This window comes from Phyllobacterium sp. TAF24, from assembly GCF_052113785.1.
Lineage (GTDB): Bacteria > Pseudomonadota > Alphaproteobacteria > Rhizobiales > Rhizobiaceae > Phyllobacterium.
In genome coordinates, this window is the sequence record NZ_JBFRDN010000015.1 from 104,958 (window position 1) to 119,495 (window position 14,538).

Here is a 14,538-nt window from a genome sequence, read left to right on the forward strand (position 1 = left end):
ATGGAGATACATTCCAGGCGCGATGTTCTTGATGTACGCGAATGCGTGATTACCAATTCCATCTTTGACGATGTCAATCTGTCGAACACCGGATTTAACAACGTCAACCTGTCTTGTGTGCGGATCGGTAATACGAACCTCAGCAATTCAAAAGTTGAAGATGTGAACCTTTCCAATAGCTTGTTCACAAATGTTAATATGAGCAATGTTAAGATCGAAAACGCCATGCTCGCAGGAATGACGATCAATGGCGTTCCCCTGAAAGATCTGTTTGAAGCTTATGAAGCGGCAACCCGTGCCGGAGAAGAATAATGGCAAAGATCAAAGTCGACGGTAGGGAAATCGAAGTACCGGATCACTACACGCTTCTGCAGGCTGCGGAAACGGCGGGTGCCGAGGTGCCGCGTTTCTGTTTCCATGAGCGTTTGTCGATCGCCGGCAATTGCCGCATGTGCCTGATTGAAGTGAAGGGCGGACCACCCAAGCCTGCCGCTTCCTGCGCCATGGGCGTGCGCGATCTGCGTCCGGGCCCGAATGGCGAAACTCCGGAGATTTTCACCAACACGCCTATGGTCAAGAAGGCCCGCGAAGGCGTGATGGAATTTCTGCTGATCAACCACCCGCTGGATTGCCCGATCTGCGATCAGGGCGGCGAGTGCGATCTACAGGATCAGGCCATGGTGTTTGGTATCGGTGCATCGCGCTACAAGGAAAACAAGCGCGCCGTTGAAGACAAGTATATCGGACCGCTCGTCAAGACGGTGATGACGCGCTGCATTCACTGCACCCGCTGTGTTCGCTTCACGACGGAAGTTGCCGGTATTTCCGAGCTTGGCCTCATTGGTCGCGGCGAAGATGCCGAAATCACCACCTATCTCGAACAGGCGATGACATCGGAACTGCAGGGCAATGTGATTGACCTTTGCCCAGTCGGTGCGCTGACATCGAAGCCTTATGCTTTTCAGGCGCGTCCGTGGGAATTGACCAAGACCGAATCCATTGACGTGATGGATGCTGTCGGCTCATCGATCCGCGTCGATACGCGTGGCCGCGAAGTGATGCGCGTACTTCCGCGCGTCAATGAGGCCGTCAACGAAGAGTGGATTTCCGACAAGACCCGCTTCATCTGGGATGGTCTGCGCACCCAGCGCCTTGACCGCCCCTATATTCGCAAGGATGGCCGTCTCGTTCCGGCAAGCTGGCCGGAGGCTTTCGACGCAATCAAGGCTGCTATTGCCAAGACGACAGGCGACAGGATTGGCGCGATTGCCGGTGATCTTGCCACCGTTGAGGAAATGTATGCGCTGAAACAGCTCGTTACCTCGCTTGGCTCTGCCAATATTGACGGACGTCAGGACGGAACGGTGCTGAACACCGCCAATGGCCGCGCGTCTTACATCTTCAATCCAAGCATTGACGGTATTGAAGATGCTGATGCCATCCTCATCATCGGTTCCAACCCACGCTATGAAGCTTCGCTGCTCAATGCGCGTCTGCGCAAGCGCTGGCGCGCTGCCGGTATTCCGATTGCACTGATCGGCGAACAGGCGGACCTGCGCTTCAACTACGAATATCTCGGTGCCGGTGCCGATACATTGGCGGAACTTGCCAATGGTTCGCTGAAATTCCATGCGGTGCTGAAGAAGGCCAAGAAGCCGATCGTTATCATCGGGCAGGGCGCTCTCAGCCGTGCGGATGGCAATGCGGTTCTGGCGCTTGCCGCCAAGATCGCTGCGGACACTGGCGCACTTGCCGATGACTGGAACGGTTTCGGGGTTATTCATACTGCTGCCAGCCGCGTTGGTGCGCTCGATATCGGTTTCGTGCCGGGCGAGGGCGGCAAGTCGGTTGCCGAAATGAAGGGCGCACTCGATGTGCTGTTCCTGCTCGGTGCCGATGAGTTGAACTGGGCGGACAAAGGCAGTGCCTTCACCGTTTATATCGGTACCCACGGCGATCAGGGCGCACACAATGCCGACGTAATCCTGCCGGGTGCGACCTATACGGAAAAATCCGGCACTTACGTCAACACGGAAGGCCGTGTGCAGATGACCAGCCGTGCTGCTTTTGCGCCCGGCAATGCCAAGGAAGATTGGGCGATCCTGCGCGCACTGTCCGATGTGCTTGGCAAGAAGCTGCCATTCGACACGCTGGCCGCACTGCGCGCCAAACTTTATGCAGAATACCCGCATTTGGCTGTCATCGACGCCATCAAGGCCGGTGACGCTGCCGATATCCAGAAACTGGCCAATGCATCGGGCACCGTTGAAAAGACGGCCTTCGTATCGCCAGTGCAAGACTTCTACTTGACCAACCCGATCGCCCGCGCTTCCGCCGTCATGGCTGAATGTTCCGCGCTGGCCAAGGGCGGGTTCAAGCAGGCGGCCGAGTAGGCGGGGAAGAGACTGATATGGAAATTTTCGCAACCTACATCCTGCCGCTGCTGATTATCCTTGGAAAATCAGTGCTGATGCTCGTGGTGATGCTGCTGATCATCGCTTACCTGCTTTACGCGGATCGCAAGATCTGGGCGGCCGTTCAGTTGCGCCGTGGTCCAAACGTGGTTGGCCCGTTCGGCCTGTTGCAGTCCTTTGCCGATCTTCTGAAGTTCGTGGTCAAGGAACCGATCATTCCATCTGGCGCCAACAAGGGCATTTTCCTGCTGGCACCACTGGTTTCCTCGGTGCTTGCCATGGCTGCTTGGGCGGTCATCCCGGTCAATGAAGGCTGGGCGATTGCCAACGTCAATGTCGGCATTCTCTATGTGCTCGCCATTTCATCGCTGGAAGTCTACGGCGTCATCATGGCCGGCTGGGCATCGAACTCAAAATATCCGTTCCTCGGTGCGCTCCGCTCTGCTGCACAGATGGTTTCCTATGAAGTCTCCATCGGTTTCGTCATTGTCACCGTTCTGCTCTGCGTCGGTTCGCTGAACCTCACGGATATCGTCCTGTCGCAGAAAACGGGCCTTGGCACGATGGTCGGCCTGCCAAACACATTCCTGGACTGGCATTGGCTCGGCCTGTTCCCGACGTTCATCATTTTCTTCATCTCGGCGCTTGCCGAAACCAACCGCCCGCCTTTCGATCTGGTTGAAGCGGAATCGGAACTCGTTGCCGGTCATATGATCGAGTATTCGTCGACTGCGTTCCTGCTGTTCTTCCTTGGTGAATATGTCGCCATCACCCTGATGTGCGCACTGACCACGATCCTGTTCCTCGGCGGCTGGCTGCCTCCGGTTGATGTATGGTTCCTGAACTGGGTACCCGGCATCATCTGGTTCATGCTCAAGCTTTTCTTCGTCTTCTTCATGATCGCCATGGTGAAGGCATTCGTTCCGCGCTACCGCTATGATCAATTGATGCGTCTGGGCTGGAAAGTATTCCTGCCGATCTCGCTCTTCATGGTCATCGCAACCGCGGCCTTTCTTAAAATCACCGGCCTGACACCGTAAGGAGAATCAGCATGGCACAACTCGCACAAGCTGCTAAATCGCTCCTGCTGGCGGAATTCGTTGGGGCATTCTTCCTGTCGATGCGGCAGTTCTTCGCGCCGAAGGCGACGTTGAACTATCCTTACGAAAAGGGACCGCTTAGCCCGCGTTTCCGTGGTGAACACGCGCTGCGCCGCTATCCCAATGGCGAAGAACGCTGCATTGCCTGCAAGCTCTGCGAAGCGATCTGCCCGGCACAGGCCATCACCATCGAAGCTGGCCCGCGCCGCAATGACGGAACGCGCCGCACAGTGCGTTATGACATTGACATGGTGAAGTGCATCTATTGCGGCTTCTGTCAGGAAGCCTGTCCTGTTGATGCCATCGTTGAAGGTCCGAATTTCGAGTTCGCCACGGAAACCCGTGAAGAGCTTTATTATGACAAGGACCGGCTGCTCGCCAATGGCGATCGCTGGGAACGCGAACTGGCCCGGAACATCGCAATGGATGCGCCGTACCGGTAAGAATTGAGTGGATGGGGCGTCGTCTCATCCGAGTGCGCGCATGTGTCTTAGGGCAGGGTGCTTCTACCCGGCAGGAACATGCGTTAAGAGGCTGCGAATACGCGGAAGCTTCCGTGAATCGCTTTAAAAATGGCAGAACAGTCTGCCGGAATGGAAATCGGGGGAACCCATGCTGACAGGTATTGCGGCGGCGTTTTTTTATCTCTTCGCCTTCATCACCGTCGCCAGTGCGTTCATGGTGATTGCGGCGCGTAATCCCGTGCACTCCGTGCTGTTTCTCATCCTCGCCTTCTTCAACGCGGCGGGGCTCTTCCTGCTGACCGGTGCTGAATTCCTGGCGATGATCCTTCTTGTGGTCTATGTCGGCGCGGTGGCCGTCCTCTTCCTCTTCGTCGTGATGATGCTGGATGTGGACTTTACCGAGATGAAGCGCGGTGCATTACAATATGCACCCATTGGCGCGCTCGTCGGCATGATCTTGGCGGTTGAACTGATCGTTGTTCTCGGCGGATCGATCTTCGCGCCGAGCATTGGACGGGTTGTCGTTCAGCCAACGCCTGATGTGGCGACGCGCACCAACACGGCAGCGCTCGGCGACATTCTCTACACGGATTACATCTATTACTTCCAGATTGCCGGTCTCGTGCTTCTGGTCGCCATGATCGGCGCGATTGTGCTGACGCTTCGCCACAAGGAAGGCGTGAAGCGCCAGAACATCTCGCAGCAGGTCGCACGCACGCCCGAGACGGCCATCGAGGTCAAGCAGGTCGAAACGGGCAAGGGTATTTGACAGGAGCGCCATGATGGTAATCGGTATCGCACATTATCTGACAGTTTCCGCGCTGCTGTTCACGATGGGGATTTTTGGTATCTTCCTCAATCGTAAGAACGTGATCGTCATCCTGATGTCGGTCGAATTGATCCTGCTTGCGGTCAACCTGAACTTCGTGGCGTTCTCCGCCGCTCTGGGGGATCTGGTTGGACAGGTTTTTGCATTGTTTGTCTTGACCGTTGCAGCCGCTGAGGCGGCCATCGGACTTGCTATTCTCGTCGTGTTCTACCGCAATCGTGGGTCGATTGCCGTGGAAGACGTCAACATGATGAAAGGTTGACGGGGGCATGCTGTATCTGGCGATTGTCTTCCTTCCGCTGCTCGGCTTTCTGATCGCGGGGCTCTTCGGCTCGGCTATCGGCGCAAAGGCGAGCGAGTATGTCACCACCGGTCTGATGATCGTGGTTGCGGTCCTCTCATGGATTGCTTTCACGACCGTAGCGCTCGGCCATGGCGAAGCATTCAAGGTTCCGGTCCTGCACTGGGTTGAATCGGGCTCACTGAGCTTTGACTGGGCCTTGCGCATTGATACGCTGACTGCCGTCATGCTGATCGTCGTCAACACGGTTTCGGCGCTCGTCCATACCTATTCAATCGGCTATATGCATCACGATCCGCATCGACCGCGTTTCTTCGCCTATCTGTCGCTTTTCACCTTTGCGATGTTGATGCTGGTGACCGGCGACAATCTGGTTCAGATGTTCTTCGGCTGGGAAGGCGTGGGTCTTGCCTCCTACCTGCTCATCGGTTTCTGGTTCAAAAAACCCTCGGCCAATGCTGCGGCGATGAAAGCTTTCATCGTTAACCGCGTCGGCGATTTTGGTTTCCTTCTCGGTATTTTCTCGCTGTTCGTCCTGTTCGATACGGTTCAGTTTGATACGCTGTTCCAATCCGCTGCCTCTTATCTTCCGGCAGAGGGAGCAGGGGACGGCAAAGTTGTCCTGAACTTCCTCGGCTATGCCTTGGGCAAGCAGGAAGCGATCACCGTTGCCTGTCTGCTGCTGTTCATGGGCGCGATGGGTAAATCGGCGCAGTTCCTGCTGCACACATGGCTGCCTGACGCGATGGAAGGCCCGACACCGGTTTCCGCACTCATCCACGCCGCAACGATGGTGACGGCAGGTGTATTCATGGTTGCCCGCCTGTCGCCGATCTTCGAATTGTCGCACACGGCCTTGATTGTCGTCACATTTGTTGGCGCAACCACGGCATTTTTTGCGGCAACGGTTGGTCTCGTCCAGAACGACATCAAGCGCGTCATCGCCTATTCGACCTGCTCGCAGCTCGGCTATATGTTTGTGGCGCTCGGTCTTGGTGCCTATGGCGCCGCCATTTTCCACCTGTTCACACACGCTTTCTTCAAAGCGCTGCTGTTCCTTGGTGCGGGTTCCGTCATTCATGCGGTTTCCGATGAACAGGACATGCGCAATATGGGTGGTCTGCGCAAGCTGATCCCGCAAACATACTGGATGATGGTTATCGGCACGATCGCCCTGACCGGCCTTGGTATTCCCGGCACGTCTATCGGTACTGCGGGCTTTTTCTCCAAGGATGCGATCATTGAATCGGCCTATGCTTCGACAAGCCCGGCTGCCACTTATGCCTTTGTCCTGCTTGTGATTGCCGCGCTGTTCACCAGCTTCTATTCATGGCGCCTGATTTTCATGACATTCCACGGCAAGCCTCGCGCCTCGCACGATGTCATGCATCACGTGCATGAATCGCCCTATGTTATGCTGGTGCCGCTGTTCATCCTCGCCATCGGTGCGCTGTTTGCTGGTGTTGTGTTCCGGGAATACTTCTTCGGACACGAATATGCCGAGTTCTGGAAGGGTGCGCTGTTCACAGGCAAGGAAAACGAGATTCTGGAACTGCATCATCATGTTCCAGCGCTTGTTGCCGCCTCGCCATTCCTGGCGATGCTGGCTGGCTTTATCCTCGCTTGGATCTTCTACATCCGTTCACCGGAAACGCCGAAGCGTCTGGCCGAGCAGCATCGCGGTCTCTACCAGTTCCTGCTCAACAAGTGGTATTTTGACGAACTCTACGACTTCCTGTTCGTGCGTCCGGCAAAGGCCCTTGGCAAGTTCCTGTGGAAGAAGGGCGATGGCTGGCTCATTGACGGCCATGGTCCGGACGGGATTTCTGCCCGGGTTGTCGATATCACCAACCGCGTGGTGCGTCTGCAGACCGGTTACCTTTATCATTATGCGTTCGCGATGCTCATTGGGGTCGCCGCACTCGTCACGTGGATGATGCTCGGGAGCAACTTCTGATGACCGACTGGCCAATTCTCTCGACTGTTACCTTCCTGCCATTGGTCGGTGCGCTCCTGATCCTTCTGATCCGGGATGACAGTGAATCCGCGCGGCGCAATATCCGCAATGTGGCACTGTGGACGACGGTTATCACATTCCTCTTGTCCCTGCCGATCTGGTACTATTTCGACAAGGGCCATGCCGGTTTCCAGTTCGTGGAAAAGCTTGCCTGGCTCGACTCCGGAATTTCCTATCATATGGGCGTGGACGGCATTTCGATGCTGTTCGTTATCCTGACGACATTCCTGATGCCGCTTTGCATCCTTGCCAGCTGGGAAGCGATCCAGACGCGCGTCAAGGAATACATGATTGCCTTCCTCGTGCTTGAAACACTGATGATTGGTGTGTTCTGTGCACTGGATATCGTGCTGTTCTATGTGTTCTTCGAAGCCGTGCTGGTGCCGATGTTCATCATCATCGGCGTCTGGGGTGGCAAGCGCCGCGTTTATGCCAGCTTCAAGTTCTTCCTCTATACGTTGCTTGGCTCCGTCCTGATGCTGATCGCCATTATGGCCATGTACTGGCAGGCTGGCACGACAGACATTCCAACACTGCTGGCACATTCTTTCCCTGTGTCCATGCAGACATGGCTGTGGCTGGCATTCTTTGCGTCCTTTGCCGTGAAGATGCCGATGTGGCCAGTGCATACATGGTTGCCGGATGCGCACGTGGAAGCACCGACAGCGGCATCCGCCATTCTGGCCGGTATCCTGTTGAAGCTCGGTGGCTATGGTTTTCTGCGCTTCTCCCTCCCGATGTTCCCGATTGCTTCGGCTGACTTCGCGCCGTTGATCTACACGCTCTCGGTTGTGGCCATTGTCTATACGTCGCTGGTCGCGCTGATGCAGGAAGACATCAAGAAGTTGATCGCCTATTCCTCCGTTGCGCATATGGGCTATGTGACCATGGGTATCTTTGCTGCCAACGAGCAGGGCATTCAGGGCGCATTGTTCCAGATGCTCTCGCATGGTCTTGTTTCCGCCGCGCTGTTCCTTTGCGTTGGTGTTGTTTATGACCGCACCCATACCCGCGAAATCTCCGCCTATGGTGGCCTTGTCAATAACATGCCGAAATATGCGGTGGTCTTCCTGATCCTGACCATGGCCAATGTCGGCCTGCCGGGAACCTCGGGCTTCATCGGTGAGTTCCTGACGCTGCTTGGTGTCTTCCGGGTCAACACATGGGTTGCATTGTTTGCAACATCAGGTGTGATTTTCTCGGCGGCCTATGCGCTGTGGCTCTATCGCCGCGTGGTGTTCGGTTCGCTCGACAAGGAAAGCCTGAAGTCACTGCTGGATATGTCGCCGCGCGAAAAGCTGGTTGTCTATCCGCTGGTGATCCTCACCATCTTCTATGGTGTTTATCCGATGCCCGTTTTCGACGCGACGGCAAGCTCGGTTCACGCCCTTATCAATCAATACAATAACGCGCTGTCCGCAGCCGCCACACTGGCGCTGAAATAGCAGGAAGAGGCCAAGGCCGATGCAGACCGACATGATTGCCAACTTGACGCTTATGGCCCCTGAACTGCTCATCGCAGTGGGAGCATTGGCTCTTCTGATGATCGGGGCCTACTCCGGTGAACGGGCAAATTCCGTGGTCAACGGACTTGCGGTTGCCGTGCTGCTTGCAGCATTGGCGCTCGTTGTCCTGTTCCCGCATGATGGCCATGTTTTTGGCCGGGCCTTTGTTTCGGACCCATTCTCGCGCTTCATGAAAGTGCTGACACTGGTTGGCTCCATTGTCACGCTTGTCATGTCGGTGGGCTTTGCCAAGGCTGAAAAATTCGACAAGTTCGAATTTCCGATCCTCATCATGCTGGCGACCCTCGGCATGCTGCTGATGATCTCGGCCAATGATACATTGTCGCTCTATCTGGGCCTCGAATTGCAGTCTCTGGCGCTCTATGTCGTTGCCGCAATCAACCGTGACAGCACCCGCTCAACGGAAGCTGGCCTGAAGTATTTCGTCCTTGGCGCCCTGTCATCCGGCATGCTGCTTTACGGTATCTCGCTCGTTTACGGCTTTACCGGTCACACAGGTTTTGAAGGTATCGCACAGGCGCTTGCAGGCGGCGAACGCCAGCTTGGCGTTGTCTTTGGCCTGGTCTTTATCTTTGCGGGTCTTGCCTTCAAGATATCAGCTGTGCCTTTCCACATGTGGACACCCGACGTTTACGAGGGCGCGCCGACACCGGTTACTGCGTTCTTTGCCACGGCACCGAAAATGGCCGCTATGGCCCTGCTTACCCGTGTTGCCGTTGAGACGTTCCAGCCGATCACCCATGACTGGCAGCAGATTATCGTCTTCATCGCCATTGCATCGATGGTTCTGGGCGCGTTCGCCGCCATTGGTCAGCGCAACATCAAGCGCCTGATGGCCTATTCATCGATCAGCCATATGGGCTATGCACTTGTTGGTCTGGCTGCCGGTACACAGGTTGGCGTGCGCGGCGTCGTTATCTATATGTTTATCTACCTGATCACCACGCTTGGTGTGTTTGCCTTCATTCTGGCGATGCGCCGCAAGCACGGCAATGTCGAACTGATCGAGGATTTGTCCGGACTTTCTCGCACAAATCCAATCATGGCGACAATCTTCACCATCCTGATGTTCTCGCTAGCAGGCATTCCGCCGCTCGCCGGGTTTTGGGGCAAGTGGTACACCTTCCTTGCCGCTGTTCAGGCCAATCTTTACGCGCTGGCCATCATCGGTATCGTGGCTTCGGTTGTGGGTGCGTTTTATTATCTGCGCATCATCAAGATCATGTGGTTCGATGAGCCAGCCGAAGGCTTTGTTCCGGTTGCCGGCGAACTGCGTCTGGTTCTTGGTGTTTCGGGCCTGCTCACGCTGCTTTATGTGCTCATCGGTGGACCTGTTAGCACCTATGCGGAAGCTGCCGCGAAAACGTTCTTCTGAGGCCGGGAACCCTGATCAATGGGATTTTCGCTCTCGCCACTGGCGCAGCAAAACGGTTTCAGGCTTGAAGCTTTTGACACTGTTGGTTCGACCAATGCTGTTGCGCTGGAACGCGCGCAGGAGGGTGACCCCGGGCGGTTGTGGATTGTTTCCAAAAAACAGGAGAGCGGGCGCGGGCGTCGTGGCCGCGCCTGGGCGACATCCCACGGCAATCTGGCCGCATCGCTGCTTCTGACAGGCAATTTTGAATTAAAAACTGCGGCAACGCTTGGCTTCGTCGCCGGGCTTTCGCTGGCCGATGCGCTCGATGCGGTGTGCCCGCAGGCGGCGATTTCCGTTGGTGTTGATGGTGTAGGCAAGTCTGACCTGCGCATTGAACTCAAATGGCCCAATGACGTCCTGATCAACAAGGCCAAGCTATCGGGCATTCTGCTTGAATCGACGCTTTTGCCTGACGGACGCTTCGCTGTCGTCGTTGGCATTGGCGTCAATATAGTTGCATACCCTGAGGACGTGCCGTATCCAGCCACATCGTTGAAGCAACTCGGCGCGGATTGCGATGCGGAAACCCTGTTTCTGGCACTGTCTGATGCTTGGCAGGAAAACAGCCGCATATGGGACGAGGGGCGTGGTCTCTCCGAAATCCGCAAGCGCTGGCTCAAACGTGCTGCCGGAATCGGCAGCGAAGTTGCAGTGCGGGTCGACGGCTCGGTGCTGCGTGGTATATTCGAGACAATTGACGAAGACTGTCGTTTCGTCATACGCGATAATGATGGGGAGAGGGTGAAGATTGCTGCCGGCGATGTTCACTTCGGTGCAGTCGCATCAGCAAGTGCCGGATAGCCGGTTGTTAGGAGTATAAATGGCAAATTCCGATCAGGCGGAACTGGTGTTCCTGCCTTTAGGCGGTGTTGGTGAGATCGGGATGAATCTGGCCTTGTATGGCTATGGTCCCAGTCACAAACGCGAATGGGTCGTCGTCGATATGGGCGTCACCTTTGCCGGACCGGATCTTCCTGGCGCTGATCTTGTGCTTCCCGATATCCGTTTTCTGCAGGCCGAACGGCATAATCTCAAAGGCATTGTGATCACACATGCCCACGAAGACCATTATGGCGCATTGCTGGACCTCTGGCCCATGCTGAATGTGCCTGTCTATGCGACGCCGTTCACCGCCGGATTGCTGGAAGCCAAGCGTCACTCCGAGCCGGGCGCACCGGATATTCCCGTTACGATTTACCGTGCCGGAGAGAAATTCAACGTCGGCCCTTTCGAGTTCGAAGCGCTCGCCGTGACACACTCGATTCCCGAACCTGTCTCGCTGGCAATCAAGACACCACTTGGTATCGTCATCCACACGGGTGACTGGAAGATGGACCCGGAACCATCGCTTGGACCATTGATCGACGAAGCGCGTTTCCGTGCGCTCGGCGATGAAGGCGTTCTCGCCATGATGTGCGATTCCACCAATGCGCTGCGCGAAGGTGAATCGCCATCCGAGCGCGAAGTCGGCGACAGTCTGCGCGACATCATCGAGAATGCCCGTGGCCGCGTGGCCATCACGACCTTCTCGTCGAATGTTGGCCGTATCCGTTCCATTGCCATTGCTGCCCGCGATGCCGGGCGCCAAGTGCTGGTGCTTGGCCGGTCGATGAAGCGTATGATCGCTGTGGCTAGCGAACTTGGCTATCTCGACGGCATTCCGGAGTTCCTGTCCGAAGAAGACTACGGTTTCATTCCCCGCGAAAACATTGTCATCATCCTGACCGGCAGTCAGGGCGAATCCCGTGCTGCACTCGCCAAGCTCGCCCGCGATGAAATGCGCAGTGTGGCGCTTTCGGCCGGTGATACGGTCATTTATTCGTCGCGCACGATCCCCGGCAATGAAAAGCCGATCATCGAGACAAAGAACCTGCTGATCGAACAGGGCATTCACATCATCTCCGATGATGATCAGCTGGTGCACGTATCAGGCCATCCGCGCCGCAATGAGCTGAAGCGCATGTATGAATGGGTGCGTCCGCGTATCCTGGTGCCAGTTCACGGTGAAGCCGCACATCTGGTGGCGCAGGGCTCGCTCGCCGCCATGGCAGGTATTCCGGAAGTGCCGCAGGTGCGCAATGGCGATATATTGCGTCTCGCACCGGGTAAGGCGGAGATCATCGATCAGGCGCCATTTGGCCGCTTGATCAAGGATGGCAGGCTGATCGGCGACGAGGAAGAAGTCGGCATCGTTGACCGCCGCAAGCTTTCCTATGTCGGCCATGTTGCCGTGTCGATGCTGCTTGATGCCAAGTACAACATCATTGAAGACCCGGAAGTCGTGCCTGTCGGCCTGCCGGAGAATGACCGTGAAGGTGAACTTCTCGAAGACCTGCTTTATGATGCGGCAGTGAGCGCCGTGCAAAGTATTCCGCGGGAAAAGCGTAGGGATCTCGCCATGGTCCGTGAGGCCGTTCGCCGCGCGGTGCGCGCTGCAACCAACGAGGCATGGGGCAAAAAGCCTGTTGTCACCGTGTTCGTAACGCGCGTTTGAGGTAAATGATGCTCGGCCGTCTGAATCATGTTGCTATCGCTGTTCCTGATCTGGCGGCGGCATCTGCTGTTTATCGCGATATGCTTGGCGCAAAACTCACCGCGCCGCAGGTTCTGCCGGAGCATGGTGTTACCGTTGTCTTCATCGATGTCGGCAATACCAAGATTGAACTGCTTGAGCCACTGAATGCGGAATCGCCGATTGCCGCTTTCCTTGCCAAAAACCCATCAGGCGGCATGCATCACGTCTGCTACGAAGTGACCGATATTCTGGGGGCGCGAAATCATCTAAAAGAGCAGGGCGCCCGCATTCTGGGCGACGGCGAACCAAAGATCGGCGCCCACGGCAAACCGGTTCTCTTTCTTCACCCGAAAGACTTCAACGGGACGCTGATCGAACTGGAGCAGGTCTGAAATGCCTATCGCAACTGGAATGGCTGTTTATTTCATCTTCTGGTGGCTGACGCTGTTCACCGTACTGCCGATTGGCCTTCGCACCCAGGCCGACGAAGATGATGTCACGCTTGGCACGACTGCCAGCGCGCCCCATAAGCATCGCATGGGGCGGGTGTTCCTCATCACCACGATTGTCTCAGCAGTTATCTTTGTGATCTTCTATATCGTGAACCAGAAGCTCGGTTTCGGTGTTGATGATATCCCGGTTTTCTTCCCGAAACTGGATTAGGGTCAACCATATTCCGCGATTGGTATGATGTGTTGCATACGCATGGTTCGTGGTTCGACAAGCTCACCATGAGCCCTTCGACAGGCTCAGGATGAGTGGAGCTTTATTCTGCAATGTTGGTGACTATCTTGCAGCCCTCACTCTCCCTCATGGTGAGCTTGTCGAACCACGAACCACATCACCCACAAATGGCATCCAACCTTCAAGATCCCGTTGTCTGCCTGTAATGCGATGATGTTTTACCAAAACAGCCCTGACAAATGCCTGTAATACTGCCCATGCAGGCAGCCACCCGGATCAGCGCTTCACCCCGGGTAAACGGCGCGGCGATTGTATAGCTGCAAAGCTTCACAACTCTACTCGCGATGGAACCCGGCACCCGCAGCAAAGTGGTTATGCGGCAATTGGCAAGCTTTGCGCAAATTTCGACGGCACTATTGTCCCTGTCGCGCCGGAAGTGATAGCGAAAGGTCAGTCTTTCCAGCGGCACCGTCTCATAGGCAATGGCGAGGGGTGTCCAGCCGGTTTTGGCACCCAGTTCCCATGCGTGCCTGCACAGACGCCAGTCCTCTCCACCCGCCATGCCGAGCGCATTGTCAAAGCGCAGGCCTGTGCTGCGGAAAAAGTCGAGGCTACCCATCCAGCTTCCTGTTGCCAGCAAAATTCTGTTGGCTTCATTGTTCCGGCGTTTGACCGTTGCCTTGTGCTCACTGCGTCTGTTTCTGCGGTTTAAACCAGCCCAAACAAGCTGTGCAGCAAATGAGGCGTCTGGTGCGACGGGCGCACAACGAACAGGCGAGGCGACTATATCAAGGTCAAATCGGTCACGTTCGACGAGCAATTCTACCAGCCAATCCGGTTCGACCCGTTCGTCATCATCGGCAAAAGTCATCAGGTCATGACCACCGGCCAGCGCACATTCCAGTGCGCGATTGCGGGCAAACGCAATGCCCAGCCGCGATTCGAGCTCGTATTGAACGGATAGATCAGGCACCAGCGAACGGAAATGCTCTACCACAGGCTGAAGCGTTGCCTCTTCATTGTTCTCGATAATAAGGAAATGAAGATGCACATCATCAGGAATCTGCATGGCTGCGTAGGAAGCAAGCAGGTTCTGCAGCATGACCGGTCGGTTACGCGTCACTGTGCTTATGCATATACTGCGCTTGCGCGGCATTGCCGCGTTGCACCTGTCGTCAGTCATGGGTCGTCCCCGAACATATTAATGCGAAAACGCGCCAATCCCCACGAAGGACGCGTCAATTTATGGTCGAAGGCTAGCACGCCAAGAT

14 protein-coding genes are annotated in these 14,538 nt (G+C 56.0%); 13 read left to right on the plus strand and 1 reads right to left on the minus strand.

Features of this window, described 5'->3' with window-relative positions; genetic code table 11:
* From AB4Y96_RS14660 to AB4Y96_RS14720, 13 genes are all read left to right on the plus strand, one after another.
* Positions 1-312 carry a pentapeptide repeat-containing protein gene (locus AB4Y96_RS14660; protein ID WP_441918224.1) on the plus strand — a complete coding sequence of 104 codons (312 nt, stop codon included), beginning with the start codon at positions 1-3 and terminating at the stop codon, positions 310-312.
* Positions 312-2,393, plus strand: coding sequence for an NADH-quinone oxidoreductase subunit NuoG (gene nuoG, locus AB4Y96_RS14665; RefSeq protein WP_441918225.1), 2,082 nt, complete (start codon positions 312-314; stop codon positions 2,391-2,393). The genes AB4Y96_RS14660 and nuoG overlap by 1 nt, the downstream gene beginning before the upstream one ends.
* 17 nt (positions 2,394-2,410) lie before the next feature.
* Positions 2,411-3,454, plus strand: coding sequence for an NADH-quinone oxidoreductase subunit NuoH (gene nuoH, locus AB4Y96_RS14670; protein WP_441918226.1), 1,044 nt, complete (start codon positions 2,411-2,413; stop codon positions 3,452-3,454).
* A gap of 11 nt (positions 3,455-3,465) precedes the next feature.
* Positions 3,466-3,957, plus strand: coding sequence for an NADH-quinone oxidoreductase subunit NuoI (gene nuoI / locus AB4Y96_RS14675; RefSeq protein ID WP_091883764.1), 492 nt, complete (start codon positions 3,466-3,468; stop codon positions 3,955-3,957).
* A 169-nt stretch (positions 3,958-4,126) separates the two neighbouring features.
* Entirely contained in the window at positions 4,127-4,747 is a 621-nt protein-coding gene (locus AB4Y96_RS14680) for an NADH-quinone oxidoreductase subunit J (protein ID WP_091883762.1), read from the plus strand.
* Between the two features lie 13 nt (positions 4,748-4,760).
* The gene (gene nuoK, locus AB4Y96_RS14685; protein WP_091883761.1) at positions 4,761-5,069 is read left to right on the plus strand and encodes an NADH-quinone oxidoreductase subunit NuoK; all 309 of its coding nucleotides are present in this window, start codon (positions 4,761-4,763) and stop codon (positions 5,067-5,069) included.
* Between the two features lie 7 nt (positions 5,070-5,076).
* Positions 5,077-7,065: an NADH-quinone oxidoreductase subunit L gene (gene nuoL / locus AB4Y96_RS14690; protein ID WP_441918227.1), complete on the plus strand. Its 1,989-nt coding sequence runs from the start codon at positions 5,077-5,079 to the stop codon at positions 7,063-7,065.
* Positions 7,065-8,570, plus strand: coding sequence for an NADH-quinone oxidoreductase subunit M (locus AB4Y96_RS14695; RefSeq protein WP_441918228.1), 1,506 nt, complete (start codon positions 7,065-7,067; stop codon positions 8,568-8,570). Before nuoL ends, AB4Y96_RS14695 begins: the two co-directional genes overlap by 1 nt.
* Positions 8,571-8,589: 19 nt before the next feature.
* Complete coding sequence (nuoN, locus tag AB4Y96_RS14700) at positions 8,590-10,026, plus strand: NADH-quinone oxidoreductase subunit NuoN (RefSeq protein ID WP_091883758.1); 1,437 nt, start codon at positions 8,590-8,592, stop codon at positions 10,024-10,026.
* Between the two features lie 18 nt (positions 10,027-10,044).
* Positions 10,045-10,869 (plus strand): biotin--[acetyl-CoA-carboxylase] ligase, encoded by an 825-nt coding sequence (locus AB4Y96_RS14705; protein ID WP_441918229.1) that lies wholly within the window; start codon positions 10,045-10,047, stop codon positions 10,867-10,869.
* A gap of 19 nt (positions 10,870-10,888) precedes the next feature.
* Positions 10,889-12,562 carry a ribonuclease J gene (locus tag AB4Y96_RS14710; RefSeq protein WP_441918230.1) on the plus strand — a complete coding sequence of 558 codons (1,674 nt, stop codon included), beginning with the start codon at positions 10,889-10,891 and terminating at the stop codon, positions 12,560-12,562.
* Positions 12,563-12,570: 8 nt separating this feature from the next.
* Positions 12,571-12,975 (plus strand): methylmalonyl-CoA epimerase, encoded by a 405-nt coding sequence (mce, locus tag AB4Y96_RS14715; protein ID WP_441918231.1) that lies wholly within the window; start codon positions 12,571-12,573, stop codon positions 12,973-12,975.
* A gap of 1 nt (position 12,976) precedes the next feature.
* Positions 12,977-13,246, plus strand: coding sequence for a DUF1467 family protein (locus tag AB4Y96_RS14720; RefSeq protein WP_091883753.1), 270 nt, complete (start codon positions 12,977-12,979; stop codon positions 13,244-13,246).
* A gap of 202 nt (positions 13,247-13,448) precedes the next feature.
* Here AB4Y96_RS14720 and AB4Y96_RS14725 read toward each other — a convergent pair whose 3' ends face one another.
* Complete coding sequence (locus AB4Y96_RS14725; RefSeq protein ID WP_441918232.1) at positions 13,449-14,450, minus strand: glycosyltransferase family 2 protein; 1,002 nt, start codon at positions 14,448-14,450, stop codon at positions 13,449-13,451.
* Positions 14,451-14,538 lie beyond the last annotated feature (88 nt).

Bases quoted from the DNA above. Each gene is read 5' to 3' on its own strand.
- mce (WP_441918231.1), top strand. From the start codon at position 12,571: ATGCTCGGCCGTCTGAATCATGTTGCTATCGCTGTTCCTGATCTGGCG.
- AB4Y96_RS14725 (WP_441918232.1), bottom strand. From the start codon at position 14,450: ATGACTGACGACAGGTGCAACGCGGCAATGCCGCGCAAGCGCAGTATA.
- AB4Y96_RS14705 (WP_441918229.1), top strand. From the start codon at position 10,045: ATGGGATTTTCGCTCTCGCCACTGGCGCAGCAAAACGGTTTCAGGCTT.
- AB4Y96_RS14680 (WP_091883762.1), top strand. From the start codon at position 4,127: ATGCTGACAGGTATTGCGGCGGCGTTTTTTTATCTCTTCGCCTTCATC.
- AB4Y96_RS14660 (WP_441918224.1), top strand. From the start codon at position 1: ATGGAGATACATTCCAGGCGCGATGTTCTTGATGTACGCGAATGCGTG.
- nuoL (WP_441918227.1), top strand. From the start codon at position 5,077: ATGCTGTATCTGGCGATTGTCTTCCTTCCGCTGCTCGGCTTTCTGATC.
- nuoI (WP_091883764.1), top strand. From the start codon at position 3,466: ATGGCACAACTCGCACAAGCTGCTAAATCGCTCCTGCTGGCGGAATTC.
- nuoG (WP_441918225.1), top strand. From the start codon at position 312: ATGGCAAAGATCAAAGTCGACGGTAGGGAAATCGAAGTACCGGATCAC.
- AB4Y96_RS14695 (WP_441918228.1), top strand. From the start codon at position 7,065: ATGACCGACTGGCCAATTCTCTCGACTGTTACCTTCCTGCCATTGGTC.
- nuoN (WP_091883758.1), top strand. From the start codon at position 8,590: ATGCAGACCGACATGATTGCCAACTTGACGCTTATGGCCCCTGAACTG.
- AB4Y96_RS14710 (WP_441918230.1), top strand. From the start codon at position 10,889: ATGGCAAATTCCGATCAGGCGGAACTGGTGTTCCTGCCTTTAGGCGGT.
- AB4Y96_RS14720 (WP_091883753.1), top strand. From the start codon at position 12,977: ATGCCTATCGCAACTGGAATGGCTGTTTATTTCATCTTCTGGTGGCTG.
- nuoH (WP_441918226.1), top strand. From the start codon at position 2,411: ATGGAAATTTTCGCAACCTACATCCTGCCGCTGCTGATTATCCTTGGA.
- nuoK (WP_091883761.1), top strand. From the start codon at position 4,761: ATGGTAATCGGTATCGCACATTATCTGACAGTTTCCGCGCTGCTGTTC.